This is a genomic window from Streptomyces sp. NPDC091289, assembly GCF_044757365.1.
Lineage (GTDB): Bacteria > Actinomycetota > Actinomycetes > Streptomycetales > Streptomycetaceae > Streptomyces.
This window is the reverse complement of the sequence record NZ_JBIVUT010000022.1, coordinates 79,165-98,374: the sequence shown is the minus strand read 5'-3', so window position 1 is coordinate 98,374 and position 19,210 is coordinate 79,165. Positions and strand designations below refer to the sequence as shown.

13 protein-coding genes are annotated in these 19,210 nt (G+C 72.5%); 1 reads left to right on the top strand and 12 read right to left on the bottom strand.

Features of this window, described 5'->3' with window-relative positions; genetic code table 11:
• Position 1: 1 nt before the first annotated feature.
• The 11 genes from ACIQPT_RS27685 to ACIQPT_RS27635 form a co-directional block, all read right to left on the bottom strand.
• The gene (locus ACIQPT_RS27685; RefSeq protein WP_401159621.1) at positions 2-2,848 is read right to left on the bottom strand and encodes a tetratricopeptide repeat protein; all 2,847 of its coding nucleotides are present in this window, start codon (positions 2,846-2,848) and stop codon (positions 2-4) included.
• Complete coding sequence (locus ACIQPT_RS27680; RefSeq protein WP_401159618.1) at positions 2,845-4,218, bottom strand: hypothetical protein; 1,374 nt, start codon at positions 4,216-4,218, stop codon at positions 2,845-2,847. Before ACIQPT_RS27680 ends, ACIQPT_RS27685 begins: the two co-directional genes overlap by 4 nt.
• A 116-nt stretch (positions 4,219-4,334) precedes the next feature.
• Positions 4,335-5,375, bottom strand: coding sequence for a glutamate ABC transporter substrate-binding protein (locus ACIQPT_RS27675; protein ID WP_401159616.1), 1,041 nt, complete (start codon positions 5,373-5,375; stop codon positions 4,335-4,337).
• 11 nt (positions 5,376-5,386) lie between these two features.
• Entirely contained in the window at positions 5,387-6,775 is a 1,389-nt protein-coding gene (locus ACIQPT_RS27670) for a hypothetical protein (protein WP_401159613.1), read from the bottom strand.
• A 301-nt stretch (positions 6,776-7,076) separates the two neighbouring features.
• Positions 7,077-8,051, bottom strand: coding sequence for an N-acetylglucosamine kinase (locus ACIQPT_RS27665; RefSeq protein WP_401159611.1), 975 nt, complete (start codon positions 8,049-8,051; stop codon positions 7,077-7,079).
• Positions 8,042-9,307 (bottom strand): 6-phospho-beta-glucosidase, encoded by a 1,266-nt coding sequence (locus ACIQPT_RS27660; protein WP_401159608.1) that lies wholly within the window; start codon positions 9,305-9,307, stop codon positions 8,042-8,044. Before ACIQPT_RS27660 ends, ACIQPT_RS27665 begins: the two co-directional genes overlap by 10 nt.
• A 1-nt stretch (position 9,308) precedes the next feature.
• Complete coding sequence (locus ACIQPT_RS27655; RefSeq protein WP_401159605.1) at positions 9,309-10,223, bottom strand: carbohydrate ABC transporter permease; 915 nt, start codon at positions 10,221-10,223, stop codon at positions 9,309-9,311.
• A 3-nt stretch (positions 10,224-10,226) separates the two neighbouring features.
• Complete coding sequence (locus ACIQPT_RS27650) at positions 10,227-11,168, bottom strand: carbohydrate ABC transporter permease (protein ID WP_401159602.1); 942 nt, start codon at positions 11,166-11,168, stop codon at positions 10,227-10,229.
• 6 nt (positions 11,169-11,174) lie between these two features.
• Entirely contained in the window at positions 11,175-12,506 is a 1,332-nt protein-coding gene (locus tag ACIQPT_RS27645) for an ABC transporter substrate-binding protein (protein WP_401159599.1), read from the bottom strand.
• Positions 12,507-12,591: 85 nt separating this feature from the next.
• On the bottom strand, positions 12,592-13,824 hold the full coding sequence (locus tag ACIQPT_RS27640) for an ROK family protein (protein WP_401159596.1): 1,233 nt from the start codon (positions 13,822-13,824) through the stop codon (positions 12,592-12,594).
• A 212-nt stretch (positions 13,825-14,036) separates the two neighbouring features.
• The gene (locus tag ACIQPT_RS27635) at positions 14,037-15,104 is read right to left on the bottom strand and encodes a mechanosensitive ion channel family protein (RefSeq protein WP_401159593.1); all 1,068 of its coding nucleotides are present in this window, start codon (positions 15,102-15,104) and stop codon (positions 14,037-14,039) included.
• Positions 15,105-15,418: 314 nt separating this feature from the next.
• Between ACIQPT_RS27635 and ACIQPT_RS27630 the strand changes: the two genes are divergently transcribed.
• A complete protein-coding gene (locus tag ACIQPT_RS27630; protein ID WP_006124472.1) occupies positions 15,419-15,955 on the top strand; it encodes an HNH endonuclease in 537 nt (178 codons plus the stop codon).
• 46 nt (positions 15,956-16,001) lie between these two features.
• On the opposite strand, the gene ACIQPT_RS27625 is transcribed toward ACIQPT_RS27630, so the two are convergent.
• Positions 16,002-18,992: a beta-N-acetylglucosaminidase domain-containing protein gene (locus ACIQPT_RS27625; RefSeq protein WP_401159590.1), complete on the bottom strand. Its 2,991-nt coding sequence runs from the start codon at positions 18,990-18,992 to the stop codon at positions 16,002-16,004.
• Positions 18,993-19,210 lie beyond the last annotated feature (218 nt).

Here is a 19,210-nt window from a genome sequence, read left to right as displayed (position 1 = left end):
TTCACACCCACGTCCGGGGGCGGAAACGGTTGGCCCGCTCCACCAGTTCGATCCTCTCGTCGCCCCGCTGCGCGAGCCGGGCGAGCACACGGTACGAGCGTTCCAGCCCGAACCGCAGTCCCCGCTCGTTCAGTTCGGCGCCGAGCAGCTTCCGTGCGTCCGGCGAACCGGCGGCCGGTCCGCCCAGCCCCGGGACACCGGCACTACCGGAGAGTACCCAGTCCAGCGCCTTGCCCAATACCTCGGTCGACAACTGCTCGTGGCGCACCGGGTCCAGGCCGAAGGCGGCCAGTGACGCCACCTGGATCCCGGCGGCCGTCAGATCGACCAGCAGCGGCTCCCGGTGCGAGCGCTCGCGCAGCCGCGCCCGGACGGCGGCGACCCGCGCCGCCGTGTAGTGGATCGAGGCCTCCGGCACCGACTCCAGGGTGCTCACCGCCCCGGCCCGCTCCCCGGCGGCGATCTGCACCCGGGCCAGGCCGAACGCGGCGCTGACGAAGCCCGGATCGGTCGCCCACACCAGGCGGTAGTACTCGGCGGCGTTGTCCAGCTGGCCCAGCACCTCCGCGCAGATCCCGAGCGCCAGCTTGGGCGCCATCTCCCCGGGGAACGCGTCGTAGACCGCGTCGAAGGAGAGCGCCGCCGTCTCGTGGTCGCCGGTCACCAGCGAGGTGACGCCCCGATACCAGACGACCCGCCAGTCGTCCGCGTGTTCACCCTCCAGGGTGGTCAGCGCACGGGCGGCCGAATCCAGCTCCCGCATCTCCAGCCGGGCCCGCAGCTCCCGCAGCCGGGTCTCCAGAGAAGGGGCCGGCACCGTGTGCAGGGCGGTGATCAGCTCGGCGGGGGCGGAGGCCATCAGACCGGCGAGGAAACCGGCGTTCGGGTCCATCGCGTCGACCCGGGGGACCGGCAGCGCCAGCGAGGTGGCCCGGGTGTCGAACAGGGCGAGCCGGACACCCCCGGCGGTCGCGCCGAAGGGACCGTACGGGCCGGTCGCCACATACGGTCCGGCCGAGGCGCCCGGGGCCTGCTCAGCCGCCCGGGGCGCCGGAACCGGAACGTGCGCCGGGGGAGCGTACGCACCCGGGGCGCCGCCCTGCGCGGAGCCCCGGACATGGGTCGCGGGCGCCGCCAGCGGAGCGGCCCCCGCAGGACCCGACGGCTGAGCACCCGCCGGACCGGGCGGCTGGGCGCCCACCGGCAGCGCCCCGGCCACCGCGGACGCCACGGCCCCCGGCGCGCCCGGTGCCGCGGCGCCGTGGGGCTGCCAGGTGCCGCCCTGCGGCGGAACACCGGACGACGGGCGGCCGCGACCCTTGCGGCGGCCGAGCAGCCGGCCCCGCGCGGAGCCGGTGTCCCGGCCGCCGAGCCGCGAGACGTCGTCCGTCTGCCGGTCGAACAACTCCGTGTCGATCACGCGCAGTTCCGCGCCGAACAGTGTCGACAGGGCCGGGCGCGGCCGGCCCGTCTGGAGCGCCACGACCTCCCGCAGCACCCCCGTCAGCTGCTCGGCCATCTCCGCCGCCGAGGCGAACCGCCGGGCCGGGTCCGGGTCGGTGGCCCGCACCAGCAGCCGGTAGAACGACTCGTAGGTGCGGAACACCTCGATGTTGTCCGGGTCCGGCAGCGAGTCCACGAAGACGTTCGTGTACCCCTGGAAGTCGAAGGTAAGGACCGCCAGCGTCCGGGCCACCGTGTACAGGTCGGAGGCGACTGAAGGACCCAGCTCCGCGACCTCGGGGGCCTGGTAGCCGACCGTGCCGTAGATCGCCGACTCGTCGTCGTCCATCCGGCGCACCGCGCCCATGTCGATCAGCTTGAGCTGGTCCTCGGTCTGGATCGCGTTGTCGACCTTGAAGTCGCAGTAGAGGAGGTTGCGGCTGTGCAGATGGCCGAGCGCCTCCAGCGCCTCGATCCCGTACGCGCAGGCCTGCTCGACCGGCAGCGGGTCGCGCTTCCCGGCCGGGGTGCGGCGCTCGTTGGCGATCTCCTTGAGCGCCTTCCCGCCGACGTACTCCATCACGATGTAGCCGTCGAGCGAACCGGTCCGCTGGTCCAGGTGCTCGACGAAGTTGTAGATCCGCACGATGTTGGAGTGCTCGATCTCGGCGAGGAAACGGCGCTCGGAGATCGCGGCGGCCATCGCGTCCTGGTCGCCGGTGTCCAGTAGGCCCTTGAGGACCACCCAGCGGTCCGACACGGCCCGGTCCACCGCGAGATACACCCAGCCGAGCCCGCCGTGCGCCAGACAGCCCACGACCTCGTACTGGCCGTGCACGATGTCGCCGGCACCGAGCTTCGGCACGAAGGAGTACGGGTGCCCGCACTTGGTGCAGAACCCCTCGGTGCGGCCCTCCCGCTCACCGCGCGAACGGCCCACCGGCGCCCCGCAGTCCGAACGGGAGCAGAACCGCTTGCGCTCGGGCACCTCCGGGTTCTCCATCACCGCCGTGCGCGGGTCGGGCCGCGGCACGTCCGGGACCTCCACCAGGCCGACGCCGAGCCGGCCCCGGGCCGAGGTCGCCGACGTCGAGCCCGAGGAACGCACCGAGACCGAACGGGAGGTGGACGAACCGGACAGCGAACGCGACAGCCGGCCCGACACCGAGCGGCGCGAGGTCGAGGATCGGGACGAGGACCGTGCGGAGGCGCGGGAGCCCGAGCGCTGCGAGGAGCTGTTCCTGCCGCTCGCCCGGCCGCCCCCGGCGATCCCGGTGGGCGGCGAGGAGACCATGCCCGTCGGCGAGACGACCGGCGCCAGACCGCAGGTGTCGCAGTACAGCTCACCGCCGCCCATGTCCTCGTAATCGCCCTCGCACGCGGGGCGCTGGCACTGCGTACTCATCGTGTCTCCCCCTGCTGTTCGCCCGTGCCCATGCCCGTGCCCGGGCCCCGCCGGTCCTGCGGTCCGTCGGGCCGGCGCGGCGTCAGCATGTCCGCGACCGCGTGCTGGTAGCGCAGGACGGCCTGCTCGGCGACCCGCAGATCGCACGGCGCACTCCACAGCATGCGGCGCGCCGCGTCGTACCGCTCGATCAGCACCGGATCCTCCGCCAGACCGTGCCGGGCGACCTTCGCCTTGTACGCGTCGAGCCGGCCGCGCAGCTCCGCGCGGACCGCCAGCGGGGCCGTGACCGACGTCAGCGACTCGCGGGCGCGCAGCAGTTCGTCCTCGGCCTCCTGCTCCAGCGACTCCAGGAGCGGCGAGAGCCGGTGCCACTGGGCGTGCCTGCGGTGGTCGGACGCGGCCGCCAGCCGCTCCTGGAGGGCGGTCGGCGGCCCGCTGACCGCCGGCACCTCGGATGCGGCGATCTTCGCCAGCACCTCGCCGCGCGCCGCCCGCGCCTCGGTGAGGGTGCGGTCGGCCCGCGAGAGCACGTCCCGCAGCCGCACCAGACGCGCCTCCGCGTCCTGCCGGACCGCGAGCACCGCCTCGATCTCCCGCCGTACGTCCTCCAGGGCGCGGGCCGCCCGGTCGTAGCGCGAGGTGTCGGGGCGGCCGCCGCCGGGCGCGGCGCTGCCGGGCCCCGGCAGCCAGAACGCCAGCGGGTCGGAGATCACCTGCACCCGCAGCGTGGTCAGCTCCTCGGTGATCTCCGCCAGATCGTCCCCGGCCGGATGCTCACCGGGCCGCACCCCCACGGAGTGCGCCAGCGAACGCGTCCGGTGCAGCTCGGCCGCGAGCAGGTCGATCCGGGCGGGCAGCGCCGACCAGACGGAGTCGGAGGCGACGACCATGTCCAGGGACCTGGCGTACAGCTCGTTCATCCGGGCGACCAGCTCCTGGAGCGAGAACTGCTCGGAGAGCCTGGCCGGGCCCGCGACCGAAGGCGGCGGCACGGCGCCCGGGTTGGCGACGGTGACCGAATCGCCGCGCAGCAGGCCGGTCAGCGCCGTGAGGTCCTCCCGGTTCGGGTGGCGGCGGCGCGCACGGATCTCCCGGGCCTCGGACAGGGCTCCCGCGTACGCGTCGAAATACCCCCACAGCAGGGTGATCGACTGCTCGGTCGTGGCCCAGCGCTCCCGGGTGACACCGGTCAGCTCGGCGCCCTCCAGGAGCCGGCGGCCGGCATGGTCCTGGAGCGCGAGGAGCGAGGTCTCGATGGCCTCGTGCTCCGCACCGAGCCGGGCCAGCGCACGGTCCGCCTCCTCCCGGTCCATGACCGGGCCGGGGGGCCTCCCCGCGAAGCTGGGGAAGGATCCCGCGACGCCCATCGATCACCTCTCCGCTCTCCCCGCCTGGCCGTTGGGCCCGGCGGGATCGGTCTGCCTCGGTCTGCCTCGGTCTGCTCCGGTCTGCTGCGACCGGTGCGTACTGCCGCGCGCCGGCGTCAGTCGCCCCGGTACTTGGGCGCGGGCGGCGCGGTGATGCCGGGCAGACCGGCCGCCAGCCACTCGCGGTACGACGTCATCCAGGCGCTGTCCGTGCCGCCCGCCCGGTAGTCCACGAGGACCTTGTTCACCCGGGCCACCAGGTCGTCCGCGCCCTTCTTCGTCGCGACGCCGTAGTACTCGGTGGTGAACGGGGTCTTCCCCTTGAGCTCCACCGCCGGGTCCTGCGCCGCCTGACCGGCCGCCAGGGCGTTGTCCGTGACCACCGCGTCGACCTCGCCGAGCTGGAGCCGCACCAGGCAGTCCAGCTGGTTGGGCACGGTCAGCAGGTCCGGGTCGCGCTCGGTGCCGTCGAAGTCGTCCTTGTAGAGCGCCCCGAAGGACTTCTTCTCCAGCGCCTCGTACGCCGTGGAGCCCTCGGCCGAGCAGACCCGCTTGCCCTTCAACGAGGAGTCGTAGCCGGTGATCGGCGACTCCTTCGGGGCCAGCACCTGCTGTCCGGCCTGGAAGTAGGCGGTGGAGAAGGAGACCTGCTCCAGACGCTTGCAGTTGATCGTCATCGTCCGTACGACGACGTCGACCCGGTCGTTCTCCAGGGCGGCGATGCGCTGGTTGGTGGGGATCGCGCGGAAGATCACCGCGTCCGGGTCGCCCAGGATGTCCTTGGCGATGGCCCGCACCAGGTCGATGTCGAACCCTTCGAGCTCACGGCTCTCCGGATTGCGGTAGCCCCAGCGGAAGCTGTTCTGGTCGACGCCCGCGATCAGCTTGCCGCGCTGCTTGATCGCGTCGATGTTCGGCCCGTCGTCGCCCGACGCGGGCAGGCTCGCCTCCGGCTCGGTGCACTCCTCGGCCCGCGTCTGGACCGCCGTGACCGCGCCGCCGCCGCCCGAGGTGTCCGGGGCGCCCGCCCCGCCGCTGTGGTGGGCCAGCGGCAGCAGGGTGAGCGCGGCGGTGACCGCGCAGGCCGCCGCCATCCCCGTCACGCCGCCCCAGCCGCGCAGGCCGCCGCGCCCGGGCCGGTCCTTCGGCCTGCTCATCGCTGCCCCTCTCACCGGTACTCCGAGAGCCTGCGGTTGACCCCGACGATCACGGCGGCGGCCCCCAGGACCGCCAGCGCCGCGGCTCCTGTCGGCAGGCCCCGCAGGGCCCCGCGCCCGTCCTTCGCCGCCGCGGTGAACTCGCCCTGCTCATGGGCGAGTGCCTTCTCCAGCGCGGCGTCCACCTGCTGGAAGGACTGCCCGGTGGACTTGTCGGTGCCGATGATCTGCTTCAGGGCGCCGTCGTAGTCCCCGTGATCGTCCGTGGCACGGGCCTCGCGGTGGCGGACCTGCCACTCGGCCACCCCCTCGGTCGCCTTGACCACCGGCGCGGTCCCGCTCTCGTCGTCGGCGAGCCGCTCGGCCTTCTCCAACTGGGCTTTCAGCGCCTTCATCCCGGTGGTGTAGTCCGCCTCGTACTGGTCGGCGGAGCCGTCGGGGGTCAGCACCGCTCCGCGCGCCACCAGGGTGAGGTTCTCGTTGGCGCGCGCCTTCAGGGAGCTGATCCGCGCGTCGTTGAGCACATCCAGGGACGCCTGGCCGTGCACCATCGCCGACCGCAGCTCCGCACGGGCCACCGCGTGCCCCACGGCCAGCCAGAGCACCACCACCGAGGCGGCGGCCGTCGCCGCCAGCAGCCCGTGGTTCAGCACCCGGTTCGTCCGGCGGTAGGTGCGCCGCTGCATCCACGCCAGCGCGCCGAGCACCAGGATCCCGGCGCCGAGCGAGAGGAGCGGCCACTGCCGGGCGTCGGCGGAGTCCGTCTCCAGCCGGCCCGACTCCGCCGCGTACAGCCGCTCGGCGGCGGGCAGCATCTCGCCGGTCATCTTCTGGTTCGCGTACCGGAGATAGGCGCCGCCCAGCGGCAGGCCCTGCCGGTTGTTGGCGCGGGCCCGCTCGATCAGACCCGTGTACACCGGGAGCAGCTTGTTGAGGGTGGCTATCTCACGGCTGGACGCGCTGTCGGAGTCGGTGCTGCCCGACGCCTTCACCAGCAGCCGGGCCGCCTCCTCGATGTCCTTCCGATACTGCTCGTGCACGGCCTCGGGCTCCTGCGCGCCCGCGAGGAACCCACTGGCGGCCGTCGTGTCCGCGTCCGCCAGGAAGCGGTAGATGTCCGCCGCGTCGGCGCTGAGCGGCTGACTGCGGCTGACCACGTCGTCGGCCGCGGAGGCCCGCGAGGAGATCTCCAGCGTGGTCACCGCGCCGAACGCCACCACCAGCAGGGCCAGGACGGCCCCGATGATCTGGAGCCGGCCGGGCTCGGTCGTCGCCACGGCGCGCAGGCGCTCGGACTGCGCGGCCCACGCGGCGCGGCGCTGTGCGGGCACGCCGGCGTGCGCGGACACCGGGTCCGGCGTGCGCAACGTCTGCGAGCCGCCGCTCGGCGGGTGTGTCACTCGACCTCCCCCTCGGTCACTGACGGCGGGTCCCCTCACCGGTCACCGCATTCGATCAGGACGGACGCGGCCGATCAAGACAAGCGGTGCAACGCGCCCCGATACATCCCCATAAGCGAACGGAGTTGAGCGAACGGACTTCCCATCAGGTACACGTTCCAGAAGCCCGATCGGTTCCCTCGCGCCCCTCGCACGCCAGGCGTTCACCCGTACGAGGAACGAAGGAGAAGCGTCCCCCCGCACGAAATCACGCGGGGGGACGCTCCCTGACGTACGGCGGACCGCGCGACCGCGCAGGCCCTCAGGCGTACCGCGCGCGCAGCCTCCGACGGGCCTCCGGCCCCGCGCCCGTACGGTCCAGGCCCAGCAGCGCCGCGCCCAGCACCGGCGGCTCGGACACGACGCGCACCTCCGCCTTCGGGGCGCGTACCGCGAGGAGTTCGGCGATCCGGCCGTTCAGCTGCGGATGGCGCGCGGCCAGCACACTGCCGCCCAGCAGCACCGGAACCTCCTCCTCCAGCAGACCGAGCCGGCTCAGCGCGACCGAGGCCATCGCCACCACCTCCTCGGCCTGCCGCTCCACCAGCGCGCGGGCCACCGGGTCCCCGCCGGCGGCCGTGGCGAACAGCACCGGCGTCAGCTCGTGCCGCCGTGCCAACGGGATCCCGCCCCGGTGCAGCGCCTCGATGAGCGCGTACATCGTGTCGAGCCCGAAGTGGGCCGGCAGCGTACGGGCCAGCTCGGACGGCTCCCCGCGCCCGTCCTCGGCGCGCGCGGCGAACCACAGCGCCTCCTCCGCGAGCCCCGAACCGCCGCCCCAGTCACCGGATATCCGCCCGATCGCGGGGAAGCGGGCGGTCCGCCCGTCCGGGGTCATGCCCACGCAGTTGATCCCGGCCCCGCACACCACCGCGACGCCCCGGGGCTCGTCCACCCCGGCGCGCAGGATCGCGAAGGTGTCGTTGCGCACCTCCACCGAGGAACCCCACCCCCGGACCTCCAGGGCCCCGGCCAACTCGGCCTCCTCGACCGGCAGATCGGCGTTGGCCAGACACGCGGAGACATGACCGGAGAGGACGGGCGGAGCCGGCAGCTCCGCGACCGCCCGCTCCAGCACGCCGGCCAGCACGTCGATCGCGGCCTCCACCCCGACCACGGGCGGCTGGAAACCGCCGCCGCGCGCCGTGGACAGCACCGTGCCGTCCACGCCGATCAGCGCCACGTCGGTCTTGCTGTTGCCCGCGTCGATGGCGACGACCGACACGTTCACGCCCACGCCAGGTGCTCCCGGTTGTGCGCGATCAGCCGGTCGGTGAGGCCCTCGGCGTAGTCGAACTGGCCGATCAGCGGGTGGGCCAGCAGCGCCTTGAAGACCCGGTCCCGGCCGCCGCGCAGCGCGGCTTCCAGGGCGAGGTCCTCGTACGCCGTCACGTTCGCGATCAGACCGGCGTACAGCGGGTCCAGCGCCGGAACGGCCAGCGGCGTCGCGCCGTCGTGCCCGACCCGGGCCTGGACCTCGATCACCGCGTCGTCCGGGAGGAACGGCAGCGTCCCGTTGTTGTACGTGTTGACCACCTGGACCGGGGAACCGCCGTTGCCCAGCAGCGATGCCGCCAGGTCCACGGCCGCCTCGGAGTAGAACGCGCCGCCGCGCTTGGCGAGCAGCTCGGGCTTCTCGTCCAGCGTCGGGTCGCCGTACATCGCGAGCAGTTCCTTCTCCATCGCCGCGACCTCGGCGGCCCGGGACGGCTTGGTGCCGAGCTCCCGTACCACCTCGTCATGGGCGTAGAAGTAGCGCAGGTAGTACGAGGGAACCACGCCGAGCCGGTCCACGATCCGGCGGTCCATGCGCAGGTCGTCGGCGATGGTGTCGCCGTGCTCCGCGAGCAGCTTCGGCAGGACGCTCTCGCCGTCCGGGCCGCCCAGGCGCACGCCCAGCTCCCAGGTCAGGTGGTTGAGCCCGACGTGGTCGAGGTGCACCTCGGAGGGGTTCACGTCCAGCAGCCGGGCGAACTTCCGCTGGAAGCCGATCGCCACGTTGCACAGGCCGACGGCCTTGTGCCCGGCCTGGAGCAGGGCGCGGGTGACGATGCCGACCGGGTTGGTGAAGTCGATGATCCAGGCGTCCGGGTTGGTGCGGCGGACCCGCTCGGCGATGTCCAGGACGACCGGCACGGTGCGCAGCGCCTTGGCGAGACCGCCGGCGCCGGTGGTCTCCTGGCCGACGCAGCCGCACTCCAGCGGCCAGGTCTCGTCCTGGTTGCGCGCGGCCTGTCCGCCGACGCGCAGCTGGAGCAGGACCGCGTCGGCGTCGGCGACGCCCGCGTCGAGGTCGGTGGTGGTCGTGATCTTCCCGGCGTGGTCCTGCTTGGCGAAGATCCGCCGGGCGAGACCTCCCACCAGGTCCAGGCGGTCGGCCGCCGGATCGACGAGCACCAGCTCCTCGATCGGCAGCGTGTCCCGCAGCCGGGCGAATCCGTCGATCAGTTCAGGGGTGTAGGTGGACCCGCCACCCACTACTGCGAGCTTCATGTCAGCCCTTTACTCCGGTCAGTGTGACGCCCTCGACGAATGCCTTCTGGGCAAAGAAGAAGACGGCGATCACGGGGGCCATGACCAGAACGGTCGCGGCCATGGTCAGGTTCCAGTCGGTGTGGTGTGCGCCCTTGAAGGATTCGAGGCCGTAACTGAGGGTCCAGGCGGCCGGGTTCTCGGAGGCGTAGATCTGTGGTCCGAAGTAGTCGTTCCAGGCGGCGAAGAACTGGAAGAGGGCGATGGCCGCGATGCCGGGCTTGGCCATCGGCAGGACGACCTTCATCAGCGTACGGAACTCACCGCAGCCGTCGACCTTGGCGGCGTCCAGGTACTCGTTCGGGATGGTCAGCAGGAACTGCCGCAGCAGGAAGATGGAGAACGCGTCGCCGAAGGCCATCGGGATGATCAGCGGCCACAGGGTGCCGGACAGGTCCATCTGCTTGGCCCAGAACAGGTACATCGGGATGATGACGACCTGCGGCGGCAGCATCATCATCGAGATGACGAGCATCAGCGACAGCCTGCGGCCCCGGAAGCGGAACTTCGCCAGCGCGTACGCCACCGGGATGGACGAGACGACCGTGAGGACGGTGCCGACGCCCGCGTACAGCAGGGTGTTGCGCCACCAGGTCAGAAAGCCCGGGGTGTTGAAGACCCGCTCGTAGTTGCTCCACTCCCAGGTGTTCGGGGTGAGGTCGCGGGTCAGCGCCTGCTGGTCGCTCATCAGCGAGGTCAGCACCACGAAGACGAACGGCAGCACGAAGAAGAGCGCGGCGGCGATCCCGAGCGAGTGCACGGCGATCCAGTGCAGCAGCGCCTTGCGGCGTGCGGTGCGGGCTGCGGGCGTCCGCGAGGAGGCCGAAGGGGAGGTGGTGGCGGCGGTCTTGTCGACGGGGTCGATGAGGTGGGTCATGGCTCAGTCACCGGCCTGGATCAGGTTGTTGCGGCCCCGCATCAGCAGCGCGGTGAAGGCCATGGCCAGGGCGAACAGGACGAGGGCGACGACACAGGCGGCGCCGTAGTCGAAGCGCTGGAAGCCCAGGTTGTAGACGAGCTGCGGGAGCGTCAGTGTCGACTTGTCGGGATAGCCGGGTTCGAAGGACTGGCCGGAGCCGCCGATGACCCCGGAGGCGACCTTTCCGGCGACCAGTGGCTGGGTGTAGTACTGCATCGCCTGGATGACGCCCGTCACCACGGCGAACAGCACGATCGGCGAGATGTTCGGCAGGGTCACGAAGCGGAACTTCTGCCAGGCGGACGCGCCGTCCAGCTCGGCGGCCTCGTACTGCTCGGTCGGCACGTCCAGCAGCGAGGCCATGAAGATGACCATCAGGTCCCCGATGCCCCAGACCGCGAGCATGGTGAGCGCCGGCTTGGACCAGGAGGCGTCGTTGAACCAGCCCGGCGTCGGCAGCCCCAGGTCCCCGAGGATCGCGTTGACGGGCCCGGTGCCGGGGTTGAGCAGGAAGACGAAGGCGAGCGTCGCGGCGACCGGCGGGGCCAGGTAGGGCAGGTAGAACAGCGTCCGGAAGACCCCGGTACCCGTCTTGATTTTGGTGATCAGCATCCCGATGCCGAGACCGAAGACCACCCGGCAGGTGACCATGACGAGCACCAGCCACAGGGTGTTGCGCAGCGACGGCCAGAACATCGGGTAGTCGCTGAAGACGTAGGTCCAGTTGGTCAGCCCGTTGAAGACCGGCGCCCCGAAACCGTCGTACTGAGTGAAGGAGAAGTAGACGGTCGAGAGCATCGGGTAGGCGAAGAAGACCGAGAACCCGATCAGCCACGGCGACATGAAGGCCGCCGTGCGAAGCGCCGACCTGCGGCGCTTCGAGCGGAGTGTGTGCGTCGTCATCGGAGGCTACTTGGCCTTGGCGATGTCGGTGTCGATCTGCCGCGCGGTCTTCTCCAGGCCGGCCTTCAGGTCCTTCACCGCGCCCTTCTCGTACTGGTAGCCGAAGTCCTGGATCGTCTGCTGGTACGTCGAACCGTTGACGGCCCCGTCGGGGGTGTTGGACTCCGGGTGCTGGGCGATGTCCAGGAACGTCTTGAACCGCGGGTCGAACTTCAGGTCGGGGGACTTCAGCGCCTCGAAGGTGGAGGGCACATTGCGGATGCCGTTGGCGAACTCGACGACCGCCTCGGTGTCGCTGGTCATGTACTTCACCAGCTCCCACGCGGCGTTCTGCTTCTTGCTGGCCGGGGCGATGCCCACGATGGTGCCGGAGAGGAAGCCCTTGCCGTAACTGTCGGCCTCGTCGTCGGCGACGGGCATCGGCGCCACGCCGATCTCGAAGCCGGGCTCGGTGTCCTCCGCCATGCCGAGCCGCCACTCGCCGTCCAGCTGCATGGCGACCTGACCGGTGTGGAACGGGTGCTTGGCGCCCCACTCGTCGCCGAACGTGCCGCGGTACTTCTCCAGCTTGTCGTAGCCGCCGAGGTCCTCGACGAGCTTCTTCTGGTACGTGAACATCTCCGCGAACGCCGGGTCCTTGGCGATGTTGGACTTGCCGTTCTCGTCGAAGTACGTGTGGTCCCACGAGGACAGGTAGTGGTCGGCGACGGTCTCGTAACCGTGGAAGGTCGGCATGAAGCCGAGCTGCTCGTAGCTGTCGCCCTTCTCGACCGTCAGCTTCTTGGCGACGCTCGCCAGTTCGGACATCGTCTTGGGCGGCGCGGTGATCCCGGCCTTCTTGAACGCGTCCTTGTTGTAGTAGAGGCCGTAGGCGTCCGTGAGCAGCGGCAGGGAGCAGCGCTTGCCCTCGAACTGGGTGTAGTCCAGGAGGACCTTCGGGAACGTCTTCTCCAGGTCGAGCTTGGACTTCTCGATGAACGGTTTCAGGTCCGCGAAGGCGCCGGACGAGCAGAACTTGCCGACGTTGGCGGTGGTGAAGGAGGACACCACGTCGGGGCCGTTCGAACCGCCCGCGCGCAGCGCCTGGTTGAGCTTGTCGTCGTTGATGTTGCCGGAGACCTTCACCGTGATGTTCGGGTGGGCCTTCTCGAACCGGTCGACGTTGTCCTGGACCGCCTTCACCTCGGCGGGCGAACTCCAGCCGTGCCAGAAGTTGATCGTGGTCTTCGCCTTCGGGTCGTCGGAGGCGCCCGCCTCGGACTGGCCGGTACACGCGGTGGCGAGCACCGATATCGCGGCGACGGCGACAGCGGTGGTGGTGAGACGGCTGGTGCGCATGACGAAACTCCCAGGGACGGGGAAGAGATCGGACGGCAGGGACGGGGAAGGGCCGGGCGGGGGAAGAGCGTGGTGCGGCGCGGGGTCAGCGCGAGGTGTCGAACACTTCGTCGCGGGTGTCGGCGAGCGCCCTCTCCAGGGCGCCGCGCAGGACGGGGGTGCGGTCGATCTCGCCGACCACCAGCCGGGGCCGGGAGGCGGCGAGCTCGGCCAGCTCGGACTGGATCAGGGAGCGCAGGATCTCGCCGCCGGCCGCGACCGCTCCGCCGGAGAGCACGATCAGCCCGGGGTCCAGGACGGCGGTGACGGAGGCGAGCCCGGTGGCGAGCCGCTGCGCGTACTGCCGCAGCAGCTCGGTGAGCGCCTCGTCCCGCTCGTACGCGTCGGCCGCCCGCGCCAACAGTTCGGCGGCGACCTTCGCGTACGGCTGCTGCGGGGTGTCGATGCCCAGCGCCTTCGCGAGCCGGGGTACGGACTGGGCGCCCGCCAGCTCCTGGAAGCCGCCGCTGTTGGCCTTGACGACCTGGCGCACGAGCGGGGTGCCGGGCACCGGGAGGAAGCCGACCTCGCCCGCACCGCCGGTGAAGCCGCGGTGCAGCCGGCCGTTGATGACGAGGGCGGCGCCGAGGCCCTCCTCGTTCCACAGCAGCACGAAGTCCTCGTGGCCGCGGGCCGCGCCGAGGCGCTGCTCGGCGACGGCGACCAGGTTGACGTCGTTCTCGTACTCCACCGGCATCGGCAGGAACGCGGCCAGCTCGTCCAGCAGGGTGGGGGAGTGCCAGCCGGGCAGGTGCGAGGCGTACCGCAGCCGCCCGGTGCCCGGGTCGAAGGCGCCCGGGGTGCCGATGACGATCCGGTGGACGTCGGCGCGGGTGAGTCCGGCGTCCTTCACCGCCCCGTCCAGCGCGTCGGCGACCTGGCGCACCACGCTGTCGGCGCGCCGGCCCGGGGTCGCCAGCTCGAACTGCCCGACGGTTTGCCCGGTCACGTCCGCGACGGCGGCGACGATGCGCCGCCCGTTCACGTCGAGCCCGGCCACATGGGCGGCGCGCGCGTTCACCGTGTAGAGCTGCGCGTTGGGCCCGGGGCGCCCCTCGCTGGTCCCGGTGGCGACGACGAGGCCGGCCGCCTCCAGCCGGGCCAGGAGCTGGGACGCGGTGGGCTTGGAGAGCCCGGTCAGCTTCCCGATCCGGGTCCGGGAGAGCGGCCCGTGCTCCAGCAGCAGATCGAGGGCGGCCCGGTCGTTCATGGCCCGCAGCACCCGCGGGGTGCCCGGGGTGCTGGTCGGGCCGGATGAGCCCGGAGTGGGTCCCGCCATCGTCGATGCACCGCCCTCTGTCAGGAACTCACGTCCGTGACTCTGTTAGGAAAGTTTCCTATTCGGTTGGGAGGACGGTAGGACGCAGGCCACCGGGGCGTCAATGGGTGCCCCCCGTCCGGCAATCAAAGTGTTACCTGACACGGCGACGCCCCCGGCCGCCGTCCTGGGGTCCAGGGGGCGGCCGGGGGCGCCGAGAAGAGCGAAGGGGCCTACTTGTTCAGGTTGGTCGGCGGCGGTATCGGGGTCGCCGCCAGCGACTGCGGGGAGGTCGCCGAGGCGTACGCGGAGGGGGCCGCCATCGCCGCCGTCGGGTCCGCCGTGGACTCGCCCTCCGTCTGGAGCGGGACCGCGCCGATCATGCTGATGCCCGCGTCGTCCAGCGCCTGCTTGATGCGCCAGCGCAGCTCGCGCTCCACGCCCACCGACTTGCCCGGCATCGTCTTCGCGGTCACCCGGACCGTCATCGAGTCCAGCAGGACCGCGTCCAGGCCGAGCACCTCCACCGGGCCCCACAGCCGCTCCGACCAGGGCTCTTCCTTCGTCATGGTGTCGGCGGCGGTGGCGATCGCCTCGCGGACGTGCTCCAGCTTCTCGGTGGGGCGCACCGTGACGTCGACCCCGGCCGTGGACCAGCCCTGGCTGAGGTTGCCTATCCGCTTCACCTCGCCGTTGCGGACGTACCAGATCTCGCCGTTGTCGCCGCGCAGCTTGGTGACACGGAGCCCCACCTCGATGACCTCGCCGGAGGCCACCCCCGCGTCGATGGTGTCCCCGACCCCGTACTGGTCCTCGAGGATCATGAAGACGCCGGAGAGGAAGTCCGTGACCAGGTTGCGGGCGCCGAAGCCGAGGGCCACACCCGCGACACCGGCGGAGGCGAGCAGGGGGGCCAGGTTGATCTTGAAGGCGCCCAGGACCATCAGGGCGGCCGTGCCCATGATCATGAAGGAGGCCACCGAGCGCAGGACCGAGCCGATCGCCTCCGAGCGCTGGCGTCTGCGCTCCGCGTTCACCAGCAGCCCGCCGAGCGCCGTGCCCTCCACCGCCTGGGCGCTGCGGTTCATCCGCTCGATCAGGTTGGTCAGGGCGCGCCGGATCAGATAACGCAGGGTGACCGCGACCGCCACGATCAGCAGGATCCGCAGCCCGGTGCTCAGCCAGGTGGACCAGTTCTCCTCGACCCAGCCCGCGGCGTTCCCGGCCTGTTCGGCGGCTTCGCCCAGCGAGCCCCCCGGCTCGGGGGACGGGGCTGCGGCCAAGAGGGCGGACAGCGACACGACAGGGACCTCCAGGGGGACGACGGCTGGTCAACAACACTAACGAAGCCGGGGGAGTGGATCGTTGCCGTCGTGGGAGGAGAGACGGGTCTCACCGGGAACGCCTTCGCTGTGGCCGATCGCACAGCGCGGACGGCCGCCCTGGTGAAACACCTGTTCGTCGCCGCGGAACGGGGCGCGGAGCCCGGGGTGAGAAAAATCCTCCCGGCCCGTTACCCGTACGTGGTGGCGCTTTGACCAGGCATGAGGAGAGACTGAGATCGGATCGTCCCGGCGCGAGCCACGCGCCGCCGGCGTACAAGGAGGCATCCACCGTGCCGCACGTCCTGGTTCTCAACGCGTCGTACGAGCCGCTCGGCGTCGTACCGCTCCGCCGCGCGCTCGTCCTCGTCCTCGAGAACAAGGCCATCTGCCTCGAGGAGTCCGGCGCCTTCCTGCACAGTGCCACCCGTGCCGTGCCCGCACCCAGTGTGGTCCGGCTCAAGCGCTTCGTCCGGGTCCCCTACCGGGGCCCCGTCCCCCTGACCCGGCGGGCCCTGTTCGCCCGGGACGGCGGGCGCTGCATGTACTGCGGGGCCGCCGCGACCAGCGTCGACCACGTCATCCCGCGCAGCCGCGGCGGGCAGCACGCCTGGGACAACGTGGTGGCGGCCTGCCGCCGCTGCAACCACGTCAAGGCCGACCGCCATCTGCCCGAGCTGGGCTGGCGGCTGCGCCATCAGCCCGCCCCGCCGACCGGCCTGGCCTGGCGGATCATCGGGACCGGACACCGCGACCCGCGCTGGCTGCCGTATTTGCAACCGTTCGGCGCGGACGACGTGATGGCCCGGATCGACGGCGTGTCCGCCTAGGACCTGCTGCCACCGGGCCTTCGTCGTTCTCCGTCCCCGTTACGGCTCAGTCGTCCGCGACCGCGTACGCCTCCACCGACCAGAGCGAGTAGCCGTACTCCGTCGCCCGGCCGTCGCCCTGCACCCGGATGAACCGGGTGTCCTTCGCGTCCATCCGGACCGACTCGCGCCCGCCCCGGCCCGCCGCCACCGTCGCGGCGGTGCGCCAGACGCGGCCGTCGGCGGAGACCTGTATGCGGTAGCGGGAGGCGTACGCGTCCTGCCAGCTCAGCACCACCTGGCCCAGGCGCACCGGCTTCGGCAGCTCGGTCTGCCACCAGGCCCCGTCCTCCACCGGCGAGGACCACCGGGTCTCCGGGTCGCCGTCGGAGGCCGCCGCCGCCGGGAAGTCCGGGGTCTCGTCGCCCGACGAGGAGGCCTTCGCCGTACGCGCCAGATCCGGGCCGCCCGTACGCGGGAAGGCCCGCACGGTCAGCGTGGACTCCTGGCCGCCGAAGGTCAGCGGAACCTCGTACTCGCCCGCCGGGGTGTCCGCCGGGACGGTGATGTCCACGGGCACCTCCGTACGGGAGCCGCGCGGCACGGTCGTCTGCTTCGGGACCCGCACCTCGATGCCCTTGGGGGCCTTCGCGGTGAGCTTGCCCTTCACCTCGGCCGGACGCCGCCCGGCCAGATGCGCCGCGACCCGCTGGGGCTCGCCGCCGATCTCCGCGTCCGTCTCGCCGTGCGTCAGGTCGAGCGTGGCGGCGGGTTCGTCGCCGAACCACGGCACCAGGGCGCGCACCTGCGGGGAGACCGCCAGGACGGCGGGGGCCGGGGGCAGGGTGGGGCTCAGGTACGAGGGCGGGGCACTCCGGGCGGCCTCCGGCACGGTGACCCGTACGGCGTCCGCGCGCAGCCCCTTCGCGGCGGTCTGGGTGAAGCCGCTCGGCGAGAGCCGGCCCAGGGCCCGCCACCCCTCACCGGGCACATGGGCCTCCACGACCGCGTCGGCGAGGGCGGTGCCGGGCTCGGCGAGCGCCGTGACGGCCTCCACCGGGCGGGGCCCGTCCAGCCGGACCGTATGGCTGCGGGCGTCCTTCGTGACCCGGCCCGAGGCGCGGTCGGTGCCGTTCCAGCCGGCGGACACCTTCGCCGCCCGGTCCAGGAACGGGTCCAGCACGCCCTTGCCGACCGTCGCCCGGCTCGCCCCGATCTCCTCACGCAGCGGCTCCAGGGCCAGCTGGGTGTGCCAGGCGGCGGCGCCGTCCCCGGCGGCCTGGGCCTGGAGCAGATCCACCGCGAGCTCACCGGCCCGGCCGTAGCGGGCCAGCTGCTCGGTCCAGGGCCGCACCTCGTCGGTCAGCCGGCCCTCGGCGGGGGTCGTCAGCCGCTCGGGGGCCCCGCGCATCACGGTGAACGCCGCACGCAGGTCCGCCGCCGCCCGGTCGCGGCGGGAGGCGTCCGCGCGGGAGTTCCAGAAGGCGTCGAACAGGGGCTGGAGGTAGGCGGACTCCTCCGCGCCGAGCACCGAGCCCGCACTGTTCCCGGCCAGCGCCAGCAGCGCGTCCCGGGCGCCCGTGTCCCCGCCCGCCAGATCGTCGATCGCCGCCCGCCAGGACGCGCCGGGGTCGTATCCCTTCGGGTTCCAGGCGAAGTCGGCGGCGGTGAACAGCGGGATCCGCGAGGCGGACGGCTGCTCCATCGCATTGGCCAGCAGCGCGGCCGAACCGCTCGCCACCGCCGGGTCCCGGCCGGTGTACGGGCCGAGGAAGATCCGGTCCTGGGCGTAGTCGTTGACCGGGTAGTTGTCCATCGTCACCAGCGGGTGGCGGAACGCGGCGCGGGCCCCGGCCAGTTCACCGCCGGTGATCTTCTTCGGCACCACCCCGACACCGGTCCAGGCCACCTGCACCCGGTCGTCCAGCTCGGCCGCGAGCGCGGTGCGGTAGTCGGTGGCCCCGTCCTGGTAGAACTCCGTCGGCAGCACCGACAGCGGGGCCGCGTCCGGGTGCCGCTCCTCCAGATGCCGGGCGAGGGCGCCCGCGACCCGGGCCTGCGCGCGGGCCGCCGCCTTCGGGCCGCTGCCGAAGGTCTCCGCGTCCAGGTCGCAGTGCCACTCGCTGTAGCTGACGTCCTGGAACTGGAGCTGGAAGACCCGGATGCCCAGTGCCCACATGGCGTCGACCTTCTTGGTCAGCGCCTTGACGTCCTGGTCCGAGGCCATGCACATCGCCTGACCGGGGGAGAGGGCCCAGCCGAGCGTGACGTGCTCGGCCCGCGCCCGCTCGGCCAGCGCCCGGAAGTCGGCCCGCTGGCCGGCCGGGTACGGCTCGCGCCAGCGCGCCAGCCGGTAGGGGTCGTCGCCCGCCGCGTAGAGATAGCGGTTCTGCTTGGTGCGGCCCATGAAGGAGATCTGGGCGAGCCGCTCCTCGCGGGTCCACGGCTGTCCGTAGAACCCTTCGGCCATGCCGCGTACGGCGGTTCCCGGCCAGTCCCGGACCGTCACGCCGGCCACCGAGCCGTCGGCGACCAGTTGACGCAGGGTCTGGACGGCGTGGAAGAGGCCGTCCCCGCCGAGCCCGTCCAGCGCGACGGTGGCGCGTCCGGCGACCCGGCCGACCGCGATCCGGTAGCCGCCCGACGGCAGATCGGCCCGGTCGGGAGCGCGCAGCGCCCGCAGCGCCTCGCCGGCTCCCGTGCCGCCGATGCGGACCACGGGCCCGCCGCCCGGCAGGCTCTCGTGCAGGGTCTCGACGCCCGCCGCGCGCAGCAGCGAGCGGGCCTGTTCGACGGCGTACGGATCGGAGCCCGGTGCGGCGACGAGCGTGGCCTCGGAGCCCAGCTCCACGGCGGGCCCGGTGGCCTTCATGCTCTGCGGCCGGGGCCACACGGACGGCGGGCGCGCGCTGTCGGCGCGGTCGGCCTTGCCGGCGACGGGCCTGCCGGGATCGGCGGGGGCGGCCGTCGCGGCCGGAGCGACGGATACGGACCCGATGAGTCCGCCGATCACGGCGGCGGCCACGGCCGTCGCCTGCCTTCTGCGCCCGATCCGCACGTCGCGCTCCCCTTCGTACGTACCCGCTGCCGGCGGCTGGGCCGCCGTGTTGGACCGCCGTACCGACCGCCTCGGCCCGCAGCCGGTGGACCCCGGCGGGGTCCGAGCCCACCACCCGGGCGCGAGGGTGTCAATGCGCTTGGCCGTTCTGCCGTAATTGCCGGGAATAGCGCCACCTTCGGGCCCTGTGGGGCTGGTGTGGCGTGGCGTGACAGCTG